Origin of the sequence: Snodgrassella sp. CS2, assembly GCF_050310315.1 — a bacterium.
Taxonomy (GTDB): Bacteria; Pseudomonadota; Gammaproteobacteria; order Burkholderiales; family Neisseriaceae; genus Snodgrassella; species Snodgrassella alvi_E.
Window position 1 is genome coordinate 33,494 of sequence record NZ_JBNPBA010000006.1, and the last position, 18,357, is coordinate 51,850.

Here is an 18,357-nt window from a genome sequence, read left to right on the forward strand (position 1 = left end):
TTGGGTTTGATGTCACATTTTATGCTTGTGATTAACCAAACGGAAAGTTAAGCCGATGAGATACGCTTTAATCAAGCCAGATGGCACTAACCATGCGGCCTGTTTGTCCATCACGCCGATACGAGAAATAGCGTTCGCGCTGCAATACCGTACACTCTGTGCCACCATAGACTTGATGTACACCGGCATCTGCCAGAGCTAGCCGTGCCAGCGCATATATATCGGCAAGATAATGGTTGTTGCCGATATCAGTAAAAGCAGCCTGTGCTTTGGGCTGATGCAGGCAGAAAGCTTTCCATACGTCGGAGCCGACCTCGAAAGCTTCGGGTCCGATTGCCGGACCAAGATAAGCCAGTATTTCCAATGGGCTGACCCGCATGGCTTCTATGGTATTTTGCAATATGCCACCGGCCAGTCCGCGCCAGCCGGCATGGGCGGCAGCTACGGTTGTACCGGCACGGTCACACAGTAGTACCGGCAGGCAATCGGCTGTCATGATGGCGCAGGCGACTTTTTCCCCTTGGCGGCTATAGCTGGCGTCGGCTTCAGCTGGCTGTCCAGACTGCAATGCAGATAATGCCGTTGTGGCTGCGATTACATTTACGCTGTGAGTCTGATTCAGATAGGCGATTAGCTGTGCTGCCTGCTGTTGCACGATGGCGCGGTTTTGTGCTACGGCTTGAGGATGATCACCTACGTGTGCACCAACGTTCAATGATGCAAATGGCGCTTTGCTGATGCCACCCAGTCGTGTAGTGATCAGGGTATGTACATTGTTTGGTGCTGGCCAGTCTGCCTGTGCAAAGGTGTTTTTGTCCTGACTCAGACCAAGTGCCTGATTCATGTCCCATTTTGTATTCATGCGGCGGCCTTATTATTCGCGTATGTAAATTACATCCACGTCGTAATCATCGTCATCCCAGTCTTCGTCTTCATCATCAGTCAGACGTTTCTGCCATTCATCAGCGTTTTTGATGGCTGAATCCATGCCTGCCTGTAGACGCAGTACAGAAAGTAAGTGATAGATATCTTCGGGCAGTGAAGCTTCAAACTGTACTTTATCTTGTGTCTGCGGATGAATGAAACTGAGCCGGTAAGCATGCAGTGCCTGCCGTGCCATTGCTTTTATTGCTGCTTTGGCTTCGGTGGTAGCTGGATGGCGCGGATTGCCATAGAGCGGATCTCCAGCAAGCGGATGGCCTGCGGCTTTCATGTGTGCGCGTATCTGATGGGTACGTCCGGTTTCGAGCTGACATTCGATATAGCTGAAATCGGCATATCGTTCGAGCACTTTGACGTGGGTGATGGCTTCTTTGCCACCAAACGGTACCACGGCCATTCGTGTGCGGTTATGCGGATCTCGGCCAATCAGTGTTTCGATTTTGCCATCATAAGGTACGATTCCGTCAGCCACTGCACGATAGATCCGTTTAACAGTCCGTGCTTGTAGCTGGCGTACTAAGTGTGTTTGTGCCGGCACGGTTTTGGCTACAACCATGAGGCCGCTGGTATCTTTATCTAGACGGTGCACGATACCGGCTCTCGGTACTTGTGCCAGTGCTGGGCAATAGGCGAGCAGGCCGTTCAGTAGTGTGCCCTGCCAATTGCCTGCTGCGGGATGTACAACAAGACCAGCCGGTTTATTCAATACCAGTACGCTATCATCTTCATATATAATGTCTAGTGCCATGGCTTCGGGGGTGAATGCGAGCTGGCTTTCATCCTGTTGTATGGCTACCTGTATGGTTTCACCGCCGATCAGTTTATACTTCGGCGGTACGATGTGGCCGTTAACGGTAACGTGATTTTCCCTGATCCAGGCAGTGAGACGGCTGCGGGAGAACTCAGGTGCCAGTTTGGCCAATGCTGCGTCTAGGCGTAGGCCGGCTAGTTCATTAGGTACGGTCCAATTTTTATAACTTTGTGCAGCTTCATCTGCCGCAAAGGGCAAATCATCGTTATAATCGTCATCATTCTCTAACAAAGAAGTGTCTTTCATGAAAAATTTGTTTTTGGCGGTGGCCTTAGGCCTTTTACTGAGTGCCTGTGCCAGCACAAGTACGGTCGATAAGGATTCCCAGATTACTCAGGACTGGTCTGTTCAGCGTCTGTATAATGAAGCACACGATGAGCTGATGCATCGTAATTATACTCATGCAGAGAAATTATACGAAATTCTGCAGTCTCGTTTCCCGTATGGTTCGTATGCGGAGCAGGCTCAGCTGGACACGGCATATGCTTATTATAAAGATGATGAGAATGATAAAGCATTGGCGGCAATTGAACAGTTTCAGCGTTTGTACCCGCAGCACCCCAATATGGATTACGCTTTGTATTTGAAAGCACTGATTCAGCTGAATGAGGATAAATCCTTTGTTAATAAGCTGGCCAAACAAGATTGGTCTGACCGCGACCCGAAAGCTAACCGGGAAGCTTATACCACTTTTGCTCAACTAGTAGAATATTTCCCTCAAAGTAAATATGCTGCTGATGCTCGCGATAAGATGCAGAAACTACTGGATGCACTAGGCGGAAATGAGCTTTCAGTAGCACGTTATTATATGAAACGTGGTGCATGGCTGGCGGCTGTTGGCCGTGCACAGACGGTTATTTCTCAATATCAGAATACGCCTAATGTGGAGGAAGCGCTGGCTATTATGGTTTCTGCGTATGAAAAACTGGGTGAGCAGAAGCTCAGTGATGATACCAAGCGCGTTCTGGCACAGAATTTTCCAAATAGCCCCTATCTGCAATCTCCGTGGCAGGATCACAATGCCATTCCATGGTGGCGTTATTGGAAGTAAAACCTAACAGTGAATCTTAAAAACCGATGAACATTCCTATTAGATCGATACAAGGTATCGGTCTAATTTTTTATTTTGTTATTTGGACTGGAGACTGAAATTCTTTTTAATCCTGTATGCTATAAAAATTTTTCTCCAGATAAGATAATAATTTGGATATTGATGTTTTTGAGTTGAGGGTGATTTTGTATCGATATTATTTATTCTAGGTTTGATTGTTTTTGGCATACCCCAAAACTCTACACCATCGGTTGATAAAGATACTCCCTTTGAAGTGCGTACAAAAATTTCAATGCCAAATTCGGCCTCTAACTCTTTAACCGCTGTCGACAAGTTGGGTTGGGTAATATTTAAATTTTTAGCTGCTTCATTATTCACTTTTTAATTAAAAAGTATTAGCTAACACCGCGTATTTTATATTAAGAATATAGGTATCAATATTAAACATTATGCTTGTGTTTATGAATTTTCGATTAAATCATTGTCTAAAATAAATATATCTTGCCAGTTACCTTTATATCTGCCCCCATGATAACAAATCATCTCATCAATCTCATAATTCATTAGATTTTTTATAGAACTTTGGGCTTGAGCTAAATTATAAGCAAACTCTGGAAAAGGTATAAATAATTTACCATTAGCTAAAACAAGTGCATCACCCGTTATCAGGGTTTTATTTTCCTTGATATATAACGATATGTGACCTTGGGTATGCCCAGGCGTAAAAATAACCTCTACCCCTTCACCAATAGGTAAAACTTGATGGTTGTGCAAAATATCATTTACCTCAACACCTTCTATATTTTCTAATATTTTATGGAAGATCAGTGCCTGTTGCTTTTCATTATCAGACAAGAAAGGATATCTTTTTTCTGCTTGCTCTAAACGCAATGGTTTTTTATGCTTTTCTATATAAGCTTTTTCTATACTTGATGACAATATTTGAATATGAGGAAATCTTTTCTTAAATTCTGCTAACGAACCTATATGATCAAAATCATGGTGCGTAATGATAATATGAGATAACTTATTTAAATCAATATCACTCTTTTTTGCTGCTGCCTTAAATAACTCAAACTGACAAGGATACCCCGCATCAATTAAGATCATATGACTATCATCTTGTATAATTACAGGATTAATTATCTGCTCAATACCGTTATATTCAAACTTTATAGCAAGTACAATTATTTTCATTTTATGCTCACCTTATTCGATACTTTTATCCGTAAGCTAATTAGCCTGTATTGGAATTATAGTAGCCGATAGTGATGAACATCTATAAAAGTTAATATCTCGTTTTTAAAAATTTTTTACTGATTGCTAATTGTGTTGCACTGGCCTGTTTGTTTGCCAGCTATTTATTTTTTGCAGTATTGCTGAATCTGCGAAATTTTATGCTCAAAAGCAATGAAACTGGCATTTATTCTTGTGGCTGATATGTCCGTGCCAGCCAGCGAATGTGCATCTGTGCGTCTGGTAGCAATTGTTTTAATTCAGTAACTGCTGCTTCTGCCAGCAACTTTCCACACATAAATATATCAATAGCGGCATACTGATGCTCCGGCCACGTATGGATACTGATATGTGACTCGGCCAGTAGCAATACGCCGGTTACGCCTCCACTACCACCAAAAGTATGAAAATAGCTTTCTAAGATATGTGCCCGTGCAGCTTGGGCTAGCTGACGCAGGAGCTGCTCAATTGCACTACTGTTCTGTAACCATTTGCTGTCCAACTGATAAACATCCAGCAGACAGTGCTGCCCGATAATATGATTATTCTGCATTATTTGTGCCAATGTCCACTGCTACCTCCATAATAGCTGTGACCAACAGTAGAATCATCTGCTTTCTCAGAAGAATACGAAGCATAATTTATCCAAGTAAAGCCGATCACAATCAGGATAGCCATGAAGATATTGAATTTTTTATAACCTTCTGCTGAACCGAATATAAAGAGTTCCCGATAAGGAAAATCACGGAGTAATCCATAGGCAAGAATATGCCAACACAAAGGCGTGAACAGATATTCAAAATCTGCTACACCAGCAATAAAAATTTTAATAAAAATAGGCAAATTCAAAACAATAAATACCAGCATCCAGAAGGTTGGCGTGTAGATATCGGTACTGAGATGCAATACGTTTTTCACCCGCCAGCTTTTAATGTTGGCTTTGGTAAAATCGTTTGCTTTAATGTTTTGATGTTCACGAACAAGAACTGCTGCTTTATCAGCAGGCATGGGTTTGGCATCAATGCTGATGTTTTTATTTCCCTGAAACCATGCAGACACCAGTGTCGCCGGTATATTGCTGACGACAGACCATGATTGTTCGTTTCGGGTCAGGGTGGTAGATAATTTACGCTCTTCGCACCCATAATCGATGTAATACATTCTGTCGCCAGGAGAGACTTGCCAGTAAAAGGCTCCAGCTGCATACTCAACTTGAGCTGCGTAATCATATAAAAATGGGACGCTGTCTTTGTTTGCATCAATTGGTTCTAGCGGTTTTTTCAGAACCGGCCAGTCATCCAATGTGGTAGCTATTGCCCATTGGTTTTTTCCCTGCTCCACCAGCCATAGAAACCCTTTTTTGGGTGAATAGAGCAGATATTCTGTCCAGCCAGCTGAGTCATTCTCATCTTCACTTTCTTTGCGTTCAGCCAGCTGGATATAAAGCGGTACATCCGGCATAACTTTTTCTACCGGTACGTAATACAACACCATGGCGCCCAGCACCCACCAGTTTTCATTATCAATGCGTGCTTTGCTGCCGATTTTAATGGTTAGAGCGCGTTGTTGATGCTCACGCATTTCATGCGTCGCATTCTGGTGAGCCGTTTCTTCACTCATGTTGAGCTGGCTGCGGCAATACTGGCAGACAACGTGGTCTGCCACACCGCTTACCCAGCGTATTTCCCCGCCGCAATTAGGACATTTACCTCTTTTGGTACTGCCCTTGACATAACCGGAACGGGTACGAATCTGGTCGGGTGTACGGGTGTTTTGCAGTCTCAGGGCACTGAGTGCCACGCCTTTACCGGCAAAGACTTGTGGCTGTGCCTGACCGTCGGCGTAATCTAGTGTAATGAAGGATGTACCATTGCGGCAATCTGCTACCTGTGCCTTTTCCGATTCAGGTAAAGGCACCGGCAGTTCGCCTTCGGCTGCATACTGGCCGCGGCGGATATCACGGATATCGGCTACGGCATAGTGCCGGTCTCTGTATTTGAAATAAGAGCTTCCTACTTTGAGATTGCTGAATTCTGGTAAAGCTTTCGCTTGAGGAGGTGTAGACTGCAGGCGGGTGAAAACAAAGCGGTCATTGGATTCAGATAGCCATGCACTGCTGCCATCATGCATCAGTGCATGCCATTCACTCCACGAACCGGCTTCGTAGCTGACTTGCATACGCCCGATGAGGGTGAACGGTTTACCCTGCCACATCCCGGTAGTACCGATTTGCAGTGGTGATAGATCATTTAAAACTGCAGAATGGCGGCCGGATAGTACTAATGCATTCTGTTGGATTAATAAAACAGAATGACAATAGCCACAAACTGCGGTGACGGCGGTTGCTGAGCGTATACCGATTTCGGCACCACAGCTCGGACAAGTACTGTGCAGCAGATAGGAAAAACTGTTCATACAGCCATTTAGTCAGTGAGTTTTCTGAGAATCTCGGCCTTAGCTGAATCATAGTCGCTCTGACTGATAAGATTCTGCTCCAGCAGGGTTTTCAGCTGTGACAATCGAGCGGTTATATCTGCTGTTTCTGGTTTAGAGGCCGGTGCGGAAGTGGCAGCACCGGTGATACCTGAAGTCATGACATTAGCAATATTCATACCGGCAGCTAATCCAGCTCCGATGCCGGCTACTCCGCCTTCATTCTGTGCAGCCAGTGGAATAGCCTGAGCCGTCTGGTATTGGGTGTAGCGTCCCATGTCGCCAACGATACCCATGCCCATGCGTTCATCCAGCCGCTCTTGCAGGCTCTCTGGTAGGGTAATGCTTTCTACGGTGAAATTTTCCAGCGCAAGTCCCATGGCTGTGAATGCCGGTTGTAATAGAGTAGTCATTTGTTCCGACAGCAGCATCTGATTAGCGGCCATATCCAGAAAAGGAATATTTGCGTTGCCAAAAGCGGATGCAAGCTGAGTAACAGCCAGATTGCGCAGCTGTTCTTCCAGTGTTTCGGTGCGGTATTCTTCGCATACACCGCTTACTTGGCTAAAAAACAATTCTGGCTGGGCAATACGGAATGAATACATACCAAATGAACGCACAGAAACAGCACCGAAATCATTGTCGCGGATGGTAACCGGCTGTGCGGTGCCCCAGCGTCTGGAAAGCTGCTGACGCATATTGAAGAAGTACACGTCGGATTTGAATGGTGATTGAAATAATTTACCCCAATGTTTGAGATCGGTTAGTAAGGGCAGATTCTGGGTATTGAGTGTGAATGTACCGGTACCAAACAGGTCGGCGATGGCGCCTTCGTCTACAAACAAGGCATTTTGTGATTCGCGGACAATGAGTGCGGCTCCGTTTTGAATTTCCTGATCCTTAATCGGAAAACGCCACATCAGGACTTCAGGGTCGGGGTTTTCCCACTGGATTACATCAATGAATTGTTTCTTGATGAAGCCACCGAGTTTGTTAATGCCAAAAATTGAGTTCAGAACCATTTTTGTATCCCGTTCAGATGTTTGATTGTTAACTTAGTGCAGCTGCATTAAGGATGCCGATAGACACTGACAGCCCGAAAAACAAGGCGCCGACGGCGATATTGTTGTTCGCCAGTTCGAAATTGGCCTTGGGGATAAGCAATGTGGCAATAAAGTACACCAGAATCTGCACAATCATGGCTGCCGCGCCCCAGATGATGAAACTGATGAGATTGACAGATTGCAACATGCTGGAAATGAGGGTGATGCAGAATCCGATCATGGCGCCGCTCATTGAGACGGCACAGGCAAGGTTGCCCTGCTTAATCAATTTTAGTTCGGCTACCGGAGTTATTCGTATATAAAAAATAATAAATACGATAAGTAGCAACAGGGCAACGCCAAAATATTTTAAATATTGTATGTACTGCCAGAGAGTAATTACCATAGTTTATTATCCTGACTGTTTAGTTTTTTAACATACCGTATAATAATGTTTTTGTATAGTTTATTATTTACTTTTTTTTGCAATTTGTTAGCTTTAGCTTGAAATGTGGTATCAGGTTTGTTGCTAGAGCAGAAATATTTATTAAGTATTTTTTAATCGGGATGCTTTATTTTTATTACAGAGCTGGTTTCAACGGACGGCAGGTGGCTGCTGTGATGCTGAAAAAATATTAAAAGGATAATTTGTGAATCCTGCTTTGATTGTTTCTGTGTTTGTTGTGGCCAGTTGTGGGCTGGCTTATGAATTGATTATGGCGGCACTGGCCAGCTATTTGCTTGGTGACTCGATACTCCAGTTTTCGTCGATTATCGGTGTGTATATGTTTGCGATGGGCATTGGTGCGCATCTGACTCGTTATATATCCGACCGTGATGCGCTGAGCCGCTTTATTGATATTGAAATTCTGGTGGGAATTGTCGGCGGTGTTTCGGCGCTGCTTTTGTTTGTTTTATTTGGTTTTTCTGCGGCACCTTTTCGTTCGGTGCTATACGGGCTGGTGCTGATTATCGGTATTATTACGGGAATGGAGCTGCCGCTGGTGATGCGGGTGCTGAATCTGCGTGAGGTGGAGTTTAAAGAAGTGGTCAGCCGTGTACTGACTTTTGACTATCTAGGAGCGCTGGCTGTTTCGTTGTTGTTTCCTCTGATTCTGGCTCCAAAGCTGGGCATGGCAAGAAGTGCGCTGTTGTTCGGGATTTTAAATACGGCAGTGGCACTGCTGACAGCGCGGCTGTTTAAGCACGAGCTACCTCGTTACCAGCGTCTACGTATGCGCGGCAATATAGTGCTGTTGGTTTTATTGCTGTTTTTCTGTTACGCCAATCACATTACGAATAAAGCAGAACAACATTATTTTGGTGACCCAGTGGTGTTTAGCACCGCTTCTCCTTATCAGCGGCTGGTGATTACGAAATGGCATAATGATACAAGATTGTTTCTTAATGGTAATTTACAGTTTTCTTCAGTGGATGAGGCACGCTATCACGAAGCACTGGTACTGCCGGTGATGGAGCAGAATCCACAGGCCTCCCGCATTTTGATACTAGGTGGCGGAGATGGGCTGGCAGCACGGGAGGTGCTGAAATATCCACAGGTAAGTCAGATTACGCTGGTGGATCTGGATGCAAGTATGACGCGTGTTTTCCGTACTTCGGCAGCTTTGCGTGAGCTGAATCAGAATTCCCTTAATCACCCGAAACTGCGCATTATTAATGCGGATGCAGCGCAATGGCTGCAACACAATCAGGAAAAATTCGATGTAGTGATTATCGATTTTCCTGACCCTTCCAATTTTTCTCTTGGCAAACTGTATTCGGTACCAATGTACCGTATGGTGGCGCGACATTTAAATCCGCATGGTAATCTGGTGGTGCAGTCTACTTCACCTTACTTTGCACCTAATGCGTTCTGGTGCATTGTCAATACACTGGAAGCAGCCGGATTAAAAACGCTACCTTTTCATGTGTATGTCCCTTCTTTTGGTGAGTGGGGCTATGTGATGGCCAATCAGACTGGTGAGTTTCTGATTCCAGACCATTATCGGGTGCCGACACGCTATCTAGATGCAGAAACGACACGCGAAATGTTTGTGTTTCCAAAAGATATGCAACGGCGAGCAGTAGAACCAAATCATTTAAACACGCAGAAGTTAGTGGAATATTTTGAGGCTGACTGGCGCGCGGTGATGCGCTGATAGGGGTAAGCAGATGAAAATCAGTCGCCGCCGGTTTCTCAGCAATGTGTTGGGCGCCAGTATGGTGGGTTTGAGCAGCTATGAGGCGTGGCGCTATTTTGCACCAGGGCAGCCACCAATCAGTGTGGATTTCCCCGGTAAAGCTGTGGGGCATGCTATTCGTGATGCGCAACGACAACCTCCAGCTAATATTCCAACACGCCATGTGAATACGGTGATTGTCGGCAGTGGTGCGGCGGGGCTGTCTGCTGCCTGGCAGTTATCCAGACAGGGCATGCACGATTATATTTTACTTGATGGTGCTGAACGCAATGGCAATAATCGCGGTGAACACCAGTTTGGTGTGGATTACCCCACCGGTGCGCATTATCTGCCCCTACCCTCACCGGAATCGGAACACATCCGAGAATTACTCGGCGATTTACAACTGTATCAGCATGGTGTGTATGATGAGCGCTCACTGCTACAGGTGCCCAATGAGCGATTATTCTATCAGCAACACTGGCAGAATGAATTGCTGCCTCAGCGTGATGCCGATAGTCAGCGTTTTTTCCGTTTTATTCATCAGCTCAGCAGCCAGCGCGGTGTGGATGGCAAGCGTGTATTTACCATTCCGCTGGATTTGGCCAGTAACGACAACGAATGGCGCCGTCTGGAACGGATAACTTTTGCCAATTGGCTGGAACAGCAAGGTTATCACTCGCCTACTCTGCTGTGGTATCTGGACTATTGCTGTCGAGATGACTATGGGCAAGGCATCGGCCAAATCTGTGCGTGGGCCGGCCTGCACTATTTCTGCGCCCGTGGCACAGAGCAGAATGAACACGGTACAGTGCTGACCTGGCCGCACGGTTTACATGAGCTGTCACAGCGGATACGCGCATTTTGCCGTCTGCAAGCTATCGAAAACATTCCTGAAACCGATCAGCCATTTACTCAGCCGCGCAGTCTCCGTGCTTATGCAGTTTCGATTGAAGAAGAGGCTCAGGGAGTACGTCTGTTAATCTGTACTGCACAACAGCAATATTTCTGGCTACAGGCACAGCATGCAATCTGTGCCATGCCACTGTATATCGCAGCTCACGTGGTGCAGAATATTCAGCGATATGGTTTTCAGCCGCAGACCCATATGCCTCAGTATGCCCCTTGGATTGTGGCTAATTTTTTGCTGCGCGGCATGCCGCCAGAAAAAAGAGGCAGCGCGCTGGCATGGGACAACATTTTGTATCAAGGTGATGGGCTAGGCTATGTGGTGGCCACGCACCAGCAAATTCGGCAAGGGCCGCCACCCTTTACATCTTTCACTGCCTATACAGCATTGAATCATGATTCGCCGACCAACATACGTCACTGGATGCTATCGGCCTCACCTGAAGAAATATACCAATGCGCGGCTAAAGAATTGGAAGAGATTTATGGCATTGTGCTACGAAAGCGTATGGTACAGGCGCGTATCAGTCTACGCGGCCATGCCATGGCCGTACCACAGCCCGGTTATCTCACCAATGCGGGCTTAATGGCGTTGCGCTCGTATCAGGGTCGTTTACAGTTTGCCCATAGTGATTTATCCGGCTATTCGATTTTCGAGGAAGCCTGCTATTGGGGTAAACGTGCCGCTGAGCAGATTCTGGCACAACAGTAATATTGATTACAGGTCTGATTTGAAAAACAACAGCCTGTGTACGAACTTGTCCACAGGCTGCTTAATCTGCTACTGATATACTAGATTTCGAAGTAATCCATAATACTTTGTGCGGCATCACGTCCTTCTGCTATGGCGGTAACCACCAAATCCGAACCACGGGTGATGTCGCCGCCAGCAAAGATTTTTGGATTGGCGGTCTGCTGTTTGTATTCACCACTAGTCTGAATACGGCCGCGTTCGTCCACGGTGACACCAACTTCACCTAACCACGGTATGCTGTGAGGTGCAAATCCAAAGGCTACAATTATGGCATCACAGGTAATGATTTCTTCACTACCGGCTATGATTTCGGCACGGCGCCGGCCGCGTTCGTCTGGTGCACCCATGCTGGTGCGGACAACCTGAATGCCCGTTACTATGCCAGCTTCGTTTGTCACCACAGCCTGAGGCTGCACATTGAATTTAAACTGCACGCCTTCTTCCCGCGCATTGTTGAATTCTTTTCTGGAGCCCGGCATATTGGCAGCATCGCGGCGGTAAGCACAGATTACTTCTTTAGCCTGCTGCCGCAGCGCGGTGCGTACACAATCCATGGCAGTATCGCCGCCACCAAGCACCACCACACGCTTACCTTCCATGCATACATAATCTTTGCTATCGATGTTTAGCAGATGTTCCGTATTGCCAATCAGATAGGGCAAAGCCAGATAAACACCGCTGGCCTCTTCATTTTCGATGCCGGCACGTAGTCCCTGATAAGTACCCACGCCTAAAAACACTGCATCATATTGCTGCTCAAGCTCTTGCAAGCTAATGTCGGTGCCGACATTGACACCCAGTTTGAATTCTATGCCCATATCAGTGAGTACGTGCCGCCGCCGCATCATGACTTCTTTTTCCAATTTGAACGCCGGTATACCAAAGGTGAGCAGGCCGCCGATTTCGGATGCCCGTTCGTATACGGTCACGTCCACACCATTGCGGATGAGAACATCGGCACAGCCGAGGCCGGCGGGGCCGGCTCCAACCACCGCTACTTTTTTACCCACTTTCTCCACGGTGGCAATATCTGGATGCCAACCTTGCGCAAATGCCTGTTCGGTGATGTATTTTTCGATGGCTCCGATGGTAACGGCGCCGAATTCCGCATTCAAGGTACAATCGCCTTCACACAGACGATCCTGCGGGCACACGCGACCGCAGACTTCAGGAAGGCTGTTGGTGGTGTGTGCTAACTCAGCTGCTTCGATAATCCGCCCTTCATTCGCCAGTCGCAGCCAATTAGGAATGTTGTTGTGCAACGGGCATTTATTCTGGCAGTACGGATTACCACAGGCCAGACAGCGGTCTGCCTGAGCAATTGCCTGTGCTGTGGTAAAGGGCTGATAAATTTCCGCAAATTCCTGCTGGCGTACGCTCAGCGGTTCTTTCGGTGGATCGACACGCGGTACATCAATAAACTGATAAACATTTTCGCGTTGACTCATGTGGTGTTCCTTGCACGATTTTTTGATTATTGCTGTCTTAATGTCTGCTCTTACTGGGTAACAGCGCGCAATTCAGTGACGGTACGCGGTTTGTGCCCCAGAAGCGCATCGACATCATTGGCTTTTGGTTTCACCAGCACAAAGCGGTTCACATAGTTGTCCCACTCAGCCAGAATGCGTTCCCCCAGAGGGCTGTGAGTATTTTCCACATGCTCGGCGATGAGGCCGCGTAGATTTTCCTGATGCATGGTAAGTGCGGCGATGTCTAAACCTTCAACCAGCTCAGAATTAATACGCTGTCTGAAGCCGCCATCCACATCCAGCACATAGGCAAAGCCACCAGTCATACCGGCACCGAAATTGATACCGGTTTTGCCTAATACACACACTACTCCGCCGGTCATGTATTCACAGCCGTTGTCGCCAATACCTTCCACCACGACTGTGGCACCAGAATTACGCACAGCAAAGCGCTCACCTGCCTTGCCAGAAGCAAACAATTTGCCACCAGTAGCACCATAAAGGCAGGTATTGCCGATAATGGTGGTGTCTTCTGGCCGGAAAGCAGTGCCGCCATGCGGCCTAATCACGATTTTGCCGCCGGCCATACCTTTACCTACATAATCGTTGGCATCACCAGTTAGATACAGATTCATGCTACCAGCCAGCCAAACACCAAAACTCTGTCCGGCAGTACCATTTAGATAGATGTCAAAGCGTTGTGAAGTACGGCCACGATTTCCATGAGTAGCAGCAATCTGTCCGGCTAAGGCAGCGCCTACGGAGCGGTCGGTATTATTGATATCATAGGTCAGATCCACATCGGCACCGCTCTGTACGGCATCGCCAACGTCCTGCATGATAGTGTGATTGAGGCGACCAGTATCGAATGGCGGATTGGTTTGCGTACAGTAGCGAGCACTGCCATCCGGTACCTTGGGTGAATACAGTAACTTGCTTAAATCCAGCGTACCCTGTTTCGGAGTGATGCCAGCAACGATTTCCAGTAGCTCCGTGCGGCCGATTAAATCAGTCAGGCGGGTGATGCCGAGCTGTGCCATGATTTCACGCACATCCTGTGCAATGAATTTAAAATAATTCATCGCTTTTTCAGGCAGACCGTGGAAATGTTCGTGGCGCAGAGTGTCATCCTGCGTAGCCACGCCGGTGGCACAGTTATTCAGGTGACAGATACGCAGATAGCGGCAGCCCAGCGCAATCATCGGGCCAGTGCCGAAGCCAAAGCTTTCCGCTCCCAGAATGGCCGCTTTAACGATGTCTAGACCGGTTTTCAAGCCGCCATCAACCTGTAACCGCACTTTGTGGCGCAAATTGTTTTCTACCAGTGCCTGCTGGGCTTCTGCCAGTCCCAGCTCCCAAGGACTACCAGCGTATTTCACACTGGTTATCGGGCTGGCACCAGTGCCGCCGTCATAGCCGGATATAGTAATTAAATCTGCATAAGCTTTGGCTACGCCGGTAGCGATGGTACCCACGCCCGGTAAAGACACCAGTTTTACCGAAATCAGCGCACGCGGATTAATCTGTTTTAAATCGAAAATCAGCTGTGCTAAATCTTCGATGGAATAAATATCATGGTGCGGGGGTGGTGAAATCAAGGTGGAACCGGGCACAGCAAAGCGCAATTGCGCGATGTATGGTGTGACCTTATCTCCGGGAAGCTGTCCGCCCTCACCCGGTTTGGCACCTTGCGCTACTTTTATCTGAATCACATCAGCACTCATCAGGTAGGCCGGTGTGACGCCAAAACGTCCCGAAGCCACTTGCTTAATCCGTGAAACACGTTCGGTGCCGTAGCGACGTGGGTCTTCGCCACCCTCGCCAGAGTTGGAATAGCCGCCCAGACGATTCATCGCCGTGGCCAGTGCCTCATGTGCCTCTGGGCTTAATGCACCAATCGACATAGCCGCGCTATCGAATCGTTTATATAAATTTTCTGCTGCTTCTACCTGTTCAAGTGCCACTGGTGTGGCTGCTTCCGTTTTAAGCCTTAGCAAATCCCGCAGCATGGAGGGAGGGCGTTTATTCACAGCATCCGCATAGTGGCGGTAGCAGGCATAGTCACCGCTGTTGATGGCAGCCTGTAAGGTATTCACCACTTCTGGATTGTAGGCATGGAATTCACCCTGCGGCTTATATTTCAGAAAACCGCCAATTTCCAGACCACGGCTTTTCTGCCATGCACGTTTGTGGAACCAGCGCAGATCATCTTCTAGCTGTGCAAATGTAGCCCCTTCAATACGGTTTACCATATTTTTGAAACACAACTGCATGACTTCATGATGAAAACCAATGGCTTCGAAAAGACAGGCACAGCGATAAGACGAAATGGTAGAAATACCCATTTTGGAAATGATTTTATACAGCCCCTTATTGATACCATTACGGAAATTGAGCATCACCTGCCGTAAAGGTTTAGTAATCGCACCAATACTTACCATTCTGGCCAGACTTTCATACGCCAGATACGGATACACCGCTGTAGCACCTAGACCAATCAGTACGGCAAAATGGTGCGGATTTCGTGCAGATGCGGTTTCAACCACAATATTGGCATCGCAACGCAAATTGGTTTCTACCAGCCGCTGCTGAATCGCGCCCACACTGAGCACAGCCGGAATCGGCATAGCATTACGGCTGACATTGCGATCGGATACCACCAGCAGAACTGCCCCATTTCTGACCGCGGCAACTGCCTCATCACACAAATGCAGCAAAGCTTCCTGCAAGCTGGTTTCATGTGGGTTGTACACCGCCTGCAGGTGATGATGCTGATAGTGTTCGGCAGAAAGCTGAAGCAACTGCTGCATATCGGAGTAAAGCAATACAGGTGATTTAAAATTCACCCGATGCGACATGCCTTCAGCCTCAAAGAACACGCTCATCTCACGCCCGATACAAGTATTAAGGCTCATCACATGCTTTTCGCGTAAAGGGTCTATTGGCGGATTGGTTACCTGAGCAAAGTATTGGCGGAAATAATCAAACAGCAGGCGTGGTCGCTGCGAAAGTACCGCAAACGGCGTATCGTCTCCCATCGAACCTACTGCTTCCTGTCCATTCTCGCCCAGCACACGAATCACACTTTCCAGCTCTTCCATGTCATAGCCAAATAGTTTTTGGTAAACCAACAGCTGGTCTGCTGAAAAAATGGCTTCTCCGGTTTCATTTTCCGGCAGTTTTTCAAATGGAATTAGCGATAAAACATTTCTGTCTAGCCATTCTTTATACGGATGGCGCGTTTTCAGCTCGGTATTAATGTCTGCCGACTGCATCAACCGTCCTTCACGCGTATCAATCACCAGCAGCTCACCGGGGCCGACACGGCCTTTTTCTACCACCTCATCGGGAGCGTAATCCCAGATACCTACTTCGGAGGCAATAGTAATCAGCTTATCCTGCGTAATCACATAGCGCGCTGGCCGCAGACCATTGCGGTCGAGCGTACAGGCTGCATAGCGCCCATCACTGAGCACAATTCCTGCTGGCCCGTCCCATGGCTCCATATGCATAGAATTGAAATCGTAAAATGCGCGTAAATCCTCATCCATATCTGGATTGTGCTGCCATGCCGGTGGTACCAGCAAACGCATAGCACGAAACAAATCCATACCACCATTCACAAACAGCTCCAGCATATTATCCAGAGAGCTGGAATCCGAGCCAGTTTCATTCACAAACGGCGCAGCGGTCTGTAAATCCGGAATCAAAGGCGTATGGTATTTGTAGGAGCGTGCTCGTGCCCAAGCACGGTTGCCGGAAATGGTATTGATTTCCCCATTGTGCGCCAAATAGCGAAAAGGCTGCGCCAATTGCCACCGCGGCAGCGTATTGGTAGAAAAGCGCTGATGAAACAGGCAAATTGCACTTTGCATACGCAAATCAGCCAGATCAGGATAAAAGCGCGGCAAATCCTTGGGCATGCATAGCCCTTTATATATCATCACCTGATTAGACAAGCTGCAAATATAAAAATCTCGGTGACTAATGCGTTTCTCAATCCGCCGGCGCGTCATAAACAGCCGCCGCTCCAAATCGCGCGGCAGCCAGCCGGCAGGTGCATTCACAAACACCTGCTCAATATGTGGCATATCGGCTAACGCAATGGCGCCAAGCATTTTAGGGTTGGTGGGCACCGTGCGCCACAAAGAAATATTCAGCGTTTCCTGCGTCAGCTCTTCTTCAATAATGGCTTTGTACTCCTGTGCCAGCGCCTCATCGCGCGGAAAGAAAATCATGCCGACGGCAAAATTTTTAGCCAGAGTGATGCCGCTTTCCTCAGCCACAGCCTGAAAGAATTTTTTCGGCATTTGCAGCAGCAGGCCACAACCATCACCAGTTTTACCATCTGACAAAATCGCGCCGCGATGCTGCATGCGCGACAGCCCCAATATTGCGGTACGCACCACCTTATGGCTGGGTTCACCCTCAATATTGGCGATTAATCCAAAACCGCAGTTTTCTTTTACCAGAGTATGGTCGTATAAGCCGGACATCAGGAAACCTCGTTTGCTGCACTGATTGCAAAGCACAATTTAGTTAGACAAGGTAACAAACATACAAAAATTTACCCTTTAACGTCAAAACCTTTTTTCATAGAAACGATAAAAAAAACGCTATAATTTGAATCAATTACAGCATAAATCACTACCCAGAGACATATATATGCAGATTAAACCGGCATTTAATCAAAAAATCACTATATTTCACCAATTTACATAAACGTGTTAATCAGTCTTCAGAAAGCAAAAAAATTTGCTGAAAACACGAATAATGTCATCAGCAAATTATTCTAAATGAAAATAATAATCAATTATTATTGTAATTCAATTATATATAACAACTGGCAGCCTACACCTGACCCTAAAGAAAAAAATTGTCCTTATCCTGCGTATCTTTAACTTGAATGAATGTGCAGACTTTATTTGAAATCCTCTCACCAGCCTAAAACATTTTTTAATTTATGTTTGCGACAACAGCGCAGATCTTGCGCCAAAAATAGTATTCAATAATCCCTATCCAGAACCAGAAAAGTAAATTCTCTGAGCAGCACCATGCCGATGATCACCGGCAATATATTCATTTCCATTCCAACCAATATCAATTTTTTGCCAAAATATTTATTTAATCTCCCACTGGTAAAGCTATCTGCCTAAATAAACACAACTGATAGAAAATGAAAATTGACAAACAAATGACATTTAAAGTATTTATCGATAAAATAAAATATCATTACAAAATTAAAAGAAATTTAAATAAATGAAAAATATTTTTTGCCTGATCACCATTGCCTTACTCTGTGGTTGTATGACTCCGAAAGGCGATTATCACATTGTCGCGGAAGATGAATTTGGAAGAGATTTAGCTCCGAATATCAAATTTGTTGCCCAAAATGGCACAGGTATTACCAGCACTAAAATTAGCCTGTGTGCAGGTTCTCCAGGAGCTATTATTCGCGTATACGATTTACATACAAACGAAGAAATAAAAAGTCTAAGTCCACGTAAATGCCGCTGAAAAAACGAAAAG

Annotated in this window: 14 protein-coding genes; 4 read left to right on the plus strand and 10 right to left on the minus strand. The window is 46.6% G+C overall.

Annotation, left to right across the window (positions count from 1 at the left end):
• Nucleotides 1–67: 67 nt before the first annotated feature.
• Together pgeF and rluD are read right to left on the minus strand one after the other, a co-directional pair.
• Nucleotides 68–862, minus strand: a complete 795-nt coding sequence (gene pgeF / locus ACQP6D_RS08770) for a peptidoglycan editing factor PgeF (protein ID WP_427857975.1) — start codon at nucleotides 860–862, stop codon at nucleotides 68–70.
• Between the two features lie 12 nt (nucleotides 863–874).
• A complete protein-coding gene (gene rluD, locus ACQP6D_RS08775) occupies nucleotides 875–1,999 on the minus strand; it encodes a 23S rRNA pseudouridine(1911/1915/1917) synthase RluD (protein ID WP_427857976.1) in 1,125 nt (374 codons plus the stop codon).
• Here rluD and ACQP6D_RS08780 point away from each other — a divergent pair.
• Nucleotides 1,998–2,804 carry an outer membrane protein assembly factor BamD gene (locus tag ACQP6D_RS08780; RefSeq protein ID WP_100152195.1) on the plus strand — a complete coding sequence of 269 codons (807 nt, stop codon included), beginning with the start codon at nucleotides 1,998–2,000 and terminating at the stop codon, nucleotides 2,802–2,804. The two genes, rluD and ACQP6D_RS08780, sit on opposite strands and share 2 nt — an antisense overlap.
• A 78-nt stretch (nucleotides 2,805–2,882) precedes the next feature.
• Here the strand turns inward: ACQP6D_RS08780 and ACQP6D_RS08785 are convergent, their stop codons facing one another.
• The 6 genes from ACQP6D_RS08785 to ACQP6D_RS08810 all read right to left on the minus strand — a co-directional run bounded on the left by ACQP6D_RS08785 (nucleotide 2,883) and on the right by ACQP6D_RS08810 (nucleotide 7,922).
• Entirely contained in the window at nucleotides 2,883–3,182 is a 300-nt protein-coding gene (locus tag ACQP6D_RS08785; RefSeq protein ID WP_427857977.1) for a helix-turn-helix domain-containing protein, read from the minus strand.
• Nucleotides 3,183–3,263: 81 nt separating this feature from the next.
• Entirely contained in the window at nucleotides 3,264–4,001 is a 738-nt protein-coding gene (locus tag ACQP6D_RS08790) for an MBL fold metallo-hydrolase (protein ID WP_427857978.1), read from the minus strand.
• Between the two features lie 226 nt (nucleotides 4,002–4,227).
• Nucleotides 4,228–4,593, minus strand: a complete 366-nt coding sequence (gene speD / locus ACQP6D_RS08795) for an adenosylmethionine decarboxylase (RefSeq protein WP_370388575.1) — start codon at nucleotides 4,591–4,593, stop codon at nucleotides 4,228–4,230.
• Nucleotides 4,593–6,455 carry a DUF4178 domain-containing protein gene (locus ACQP6D_RS08800; protein WP_427857979.1) on the minus strand — a complete coding sequence of 621 codons (1,863 nt, stop codon included), beginning with the start codon at nucleotides 6,453–6,455 and terminating at the stop codon, nucleotides 4,593–4,595. The genes speD and ACQP6D_RS08800 overlap by 1 nt, the downstream gene beginning before the upstream one ends.
• Nucleotides 6,456–6,463: 8 nt before the next feature.
• Entirely contained in the window at nucleotides 6,464–7,495 is a 1,032-nt protein-coding gene (locus ACQP6D_RS08805; RefSeq protein ID WP_267391432.1) for an SPFH domain-containing protein, read from the minus strand.
• 28 nt (nucleotides 7,496–7,523) lie between these two features.
• A complete protein-coding gene (locus ACQP6D_RS08810; RefSeq protein WP_100139677.1) occupies nucleotides 7,524–7,922 on the minus strand; it encodes a DUF350 domain-containing protein in 399 nt (132 codons plus the stop codon).
• A 244-nt stretch (nucleotides 7,923–8,166) separates the two neighbouring features.
• Here ACQP6D_RS08810 and ACQP6D_RS08815 point away from each other — a divergent pair, with 244 nt between their 5' ends.
• Both ACQP6D_RS08815 and ACQP6D_RS08820 read left to right on the plus strand, forming a co-directional pair.
• Entirely contained in the window at nucleotides 8,167–9,675 is a 1,509-nt protein-coding gene (locus ACQP6D_RS08815; protein ID WP_267391434.1) for a polyamine aminopropyltransferase, read from the plus strand.
• A 13-nt stretch (nucleotides 9,676–9,688) separates the two neighbouring features.
• A complete protein-coding gene (locus tag ACQP6D_RS08820; protein ID WP_427857980.1) occupies nucleotides 9,689–11,317 on the plus strand; it encodes an FAD-dependent oxidoreductase in 1,629 nt (542 codons plus the stop codon).
• A gap of 80 nt (nucleotides 11,318–11,397) precedes the next feature.
• On the opposite strand, the gene ACQP6D_RS08825 is transcribed toward ACQP6D_RS08820, so the two are convergent.
• Both ACQP6D_RS08825 and gltB read right to left on the minus strand, forming a co-directional pair.
• On the minus strand, nucleotides 11,398–12,807 hold the full coding sequence (locus ACQP6D_RS08825) for an FAD-dependent oxidoreductase (protein ID WP_427857981.1): 1,410 nt from the start codon (nucleotides 12,805–12,807) through the stop codon (nucleotides 11,398–11,400).
• A gap of 50 nt (nucleotides 12,808–12,857) precedes the next feature.
• Complete coding sequence (gene gltB, locus ACQP6D_RS08830; protein ID WP_427857982.1) at nucleotides 12,858–17,324, minus strand: glutamate synthase large subunit; 4,467 nt, start codon at nucleotides 17,322–17,324, stop codon at nucleotides 12,858–12,860.
• A 763-nt stretch (nucleotides 17,325–18,087) separates the two neighbouring features.
• On the opposite strand from gltB, the gene ACQP6D_RS08835 reads away from it, so the two are divergent.
• The gene (locus ACQP6D_RS08835) at nucleotides 18,088–18,345 is read left to right on the plus strand and encodes a hypothetical protein (protein WP_427857983.1); all 258 of its coding nucleotides are present in this window, start codon (nucleotides 18,088–18,090) and stop codon (nucleotides 18,343–18,345) included.
• Nucleotides 18,346–18,357 lie beyond the last annotated feature (12 nt).

What these genes read in the sequence shown, in the direction of transcription:
- ACQP6D_RS08790 (WP_427857978.1), bottom strand. Translation starts at nt 4,001, where the DNA reads ATGAAAATAATTGTACTTGCTATAAAGTTTGAATATAACGGTATTGAG.
- ACQP6D_RS08780 (WP_100152195.1), top strand. Translation starts at nt 1,998, where the DNA reads ATGAAAAATTTGTTTTTGGCGGTGGCCTTAGGCCTTTTACTGAGTGCC.
- ACQP6D_RS08825 (WP_427857981.1), bottom strand. Translation starts at nt 12,807, where the DNA reads ATGAGTCAACGCGAAAATGTTTATCAGTTTATTGATGTACCGCGTGTC.
- pgeF (WP_427857975.1), bottom strand. Translation starts at nt 862, where the DNA reads ATGAATACAAAATGGGACATGAATCAGGCACTTGGTCTGAGTCAGGAC.
- ACQP6D_RS08820 (WP_427857980.1), top strand. Translation starts at nt 9,689, where the DNA reads ATGAAAATCAGTCGCCGCCGGTTTCTCAGCAATGTGTTGGGCGCCAGT.
- speD (WP_370388575.1), bottom strand. Translation starts at nt 4,593, where the DNA reads ATGCAGAATAATCATATTATCGGGCAGCACTGTCTGCTGGATGTTTAT.
- ACQP6D_RS08800 (WP_427857979.1), bottom strand. Translation starts at nt 6,455, where the DNA reads ATGAACAGTTTTTCCTATCTGCTGCACAGTACTTGTCCGAGCTGTGGT.
- ACQP6D_RS08835 (WP_427857983.1), top strand. Translation starts at nt 18,088, where the DNA reads ATGAAAAATATTTTTTGCCTGATCACCATTGCCTTACTCTGTGGTTGT.
- ACQP6D_RS08810 (WP_100139677.1), bottom strand. Translation starts at nt 7,922, where the DNA reads ATGGTAATTACTCTCTGGCAGTACATACAATATTTAAAATATTTTGGC.
- gltB (WP_427857982.1), bottom strand. Translation starts at nt 17,324, where the DNA reads ATGTCCGGCTTATACGACCATACTCTGGTAAAAGAAAACTGCGGTTTT.
- ACQP6D_RS08805 (WP_267391432.1), bottom strand. Translation starts at nt 7,495, where the DNA reads ATGGTTCTGAACTCAATTTTTGGCATTAACAAACTCGGTGGCTTCATC.
- rluD (WP_427857976.1), bottom strand. Translation starts at nt 1,999, where the DNA reads ATGAAAGACACTTCTTTGTTAGAGAATGATGACGATTATAACGATGAT.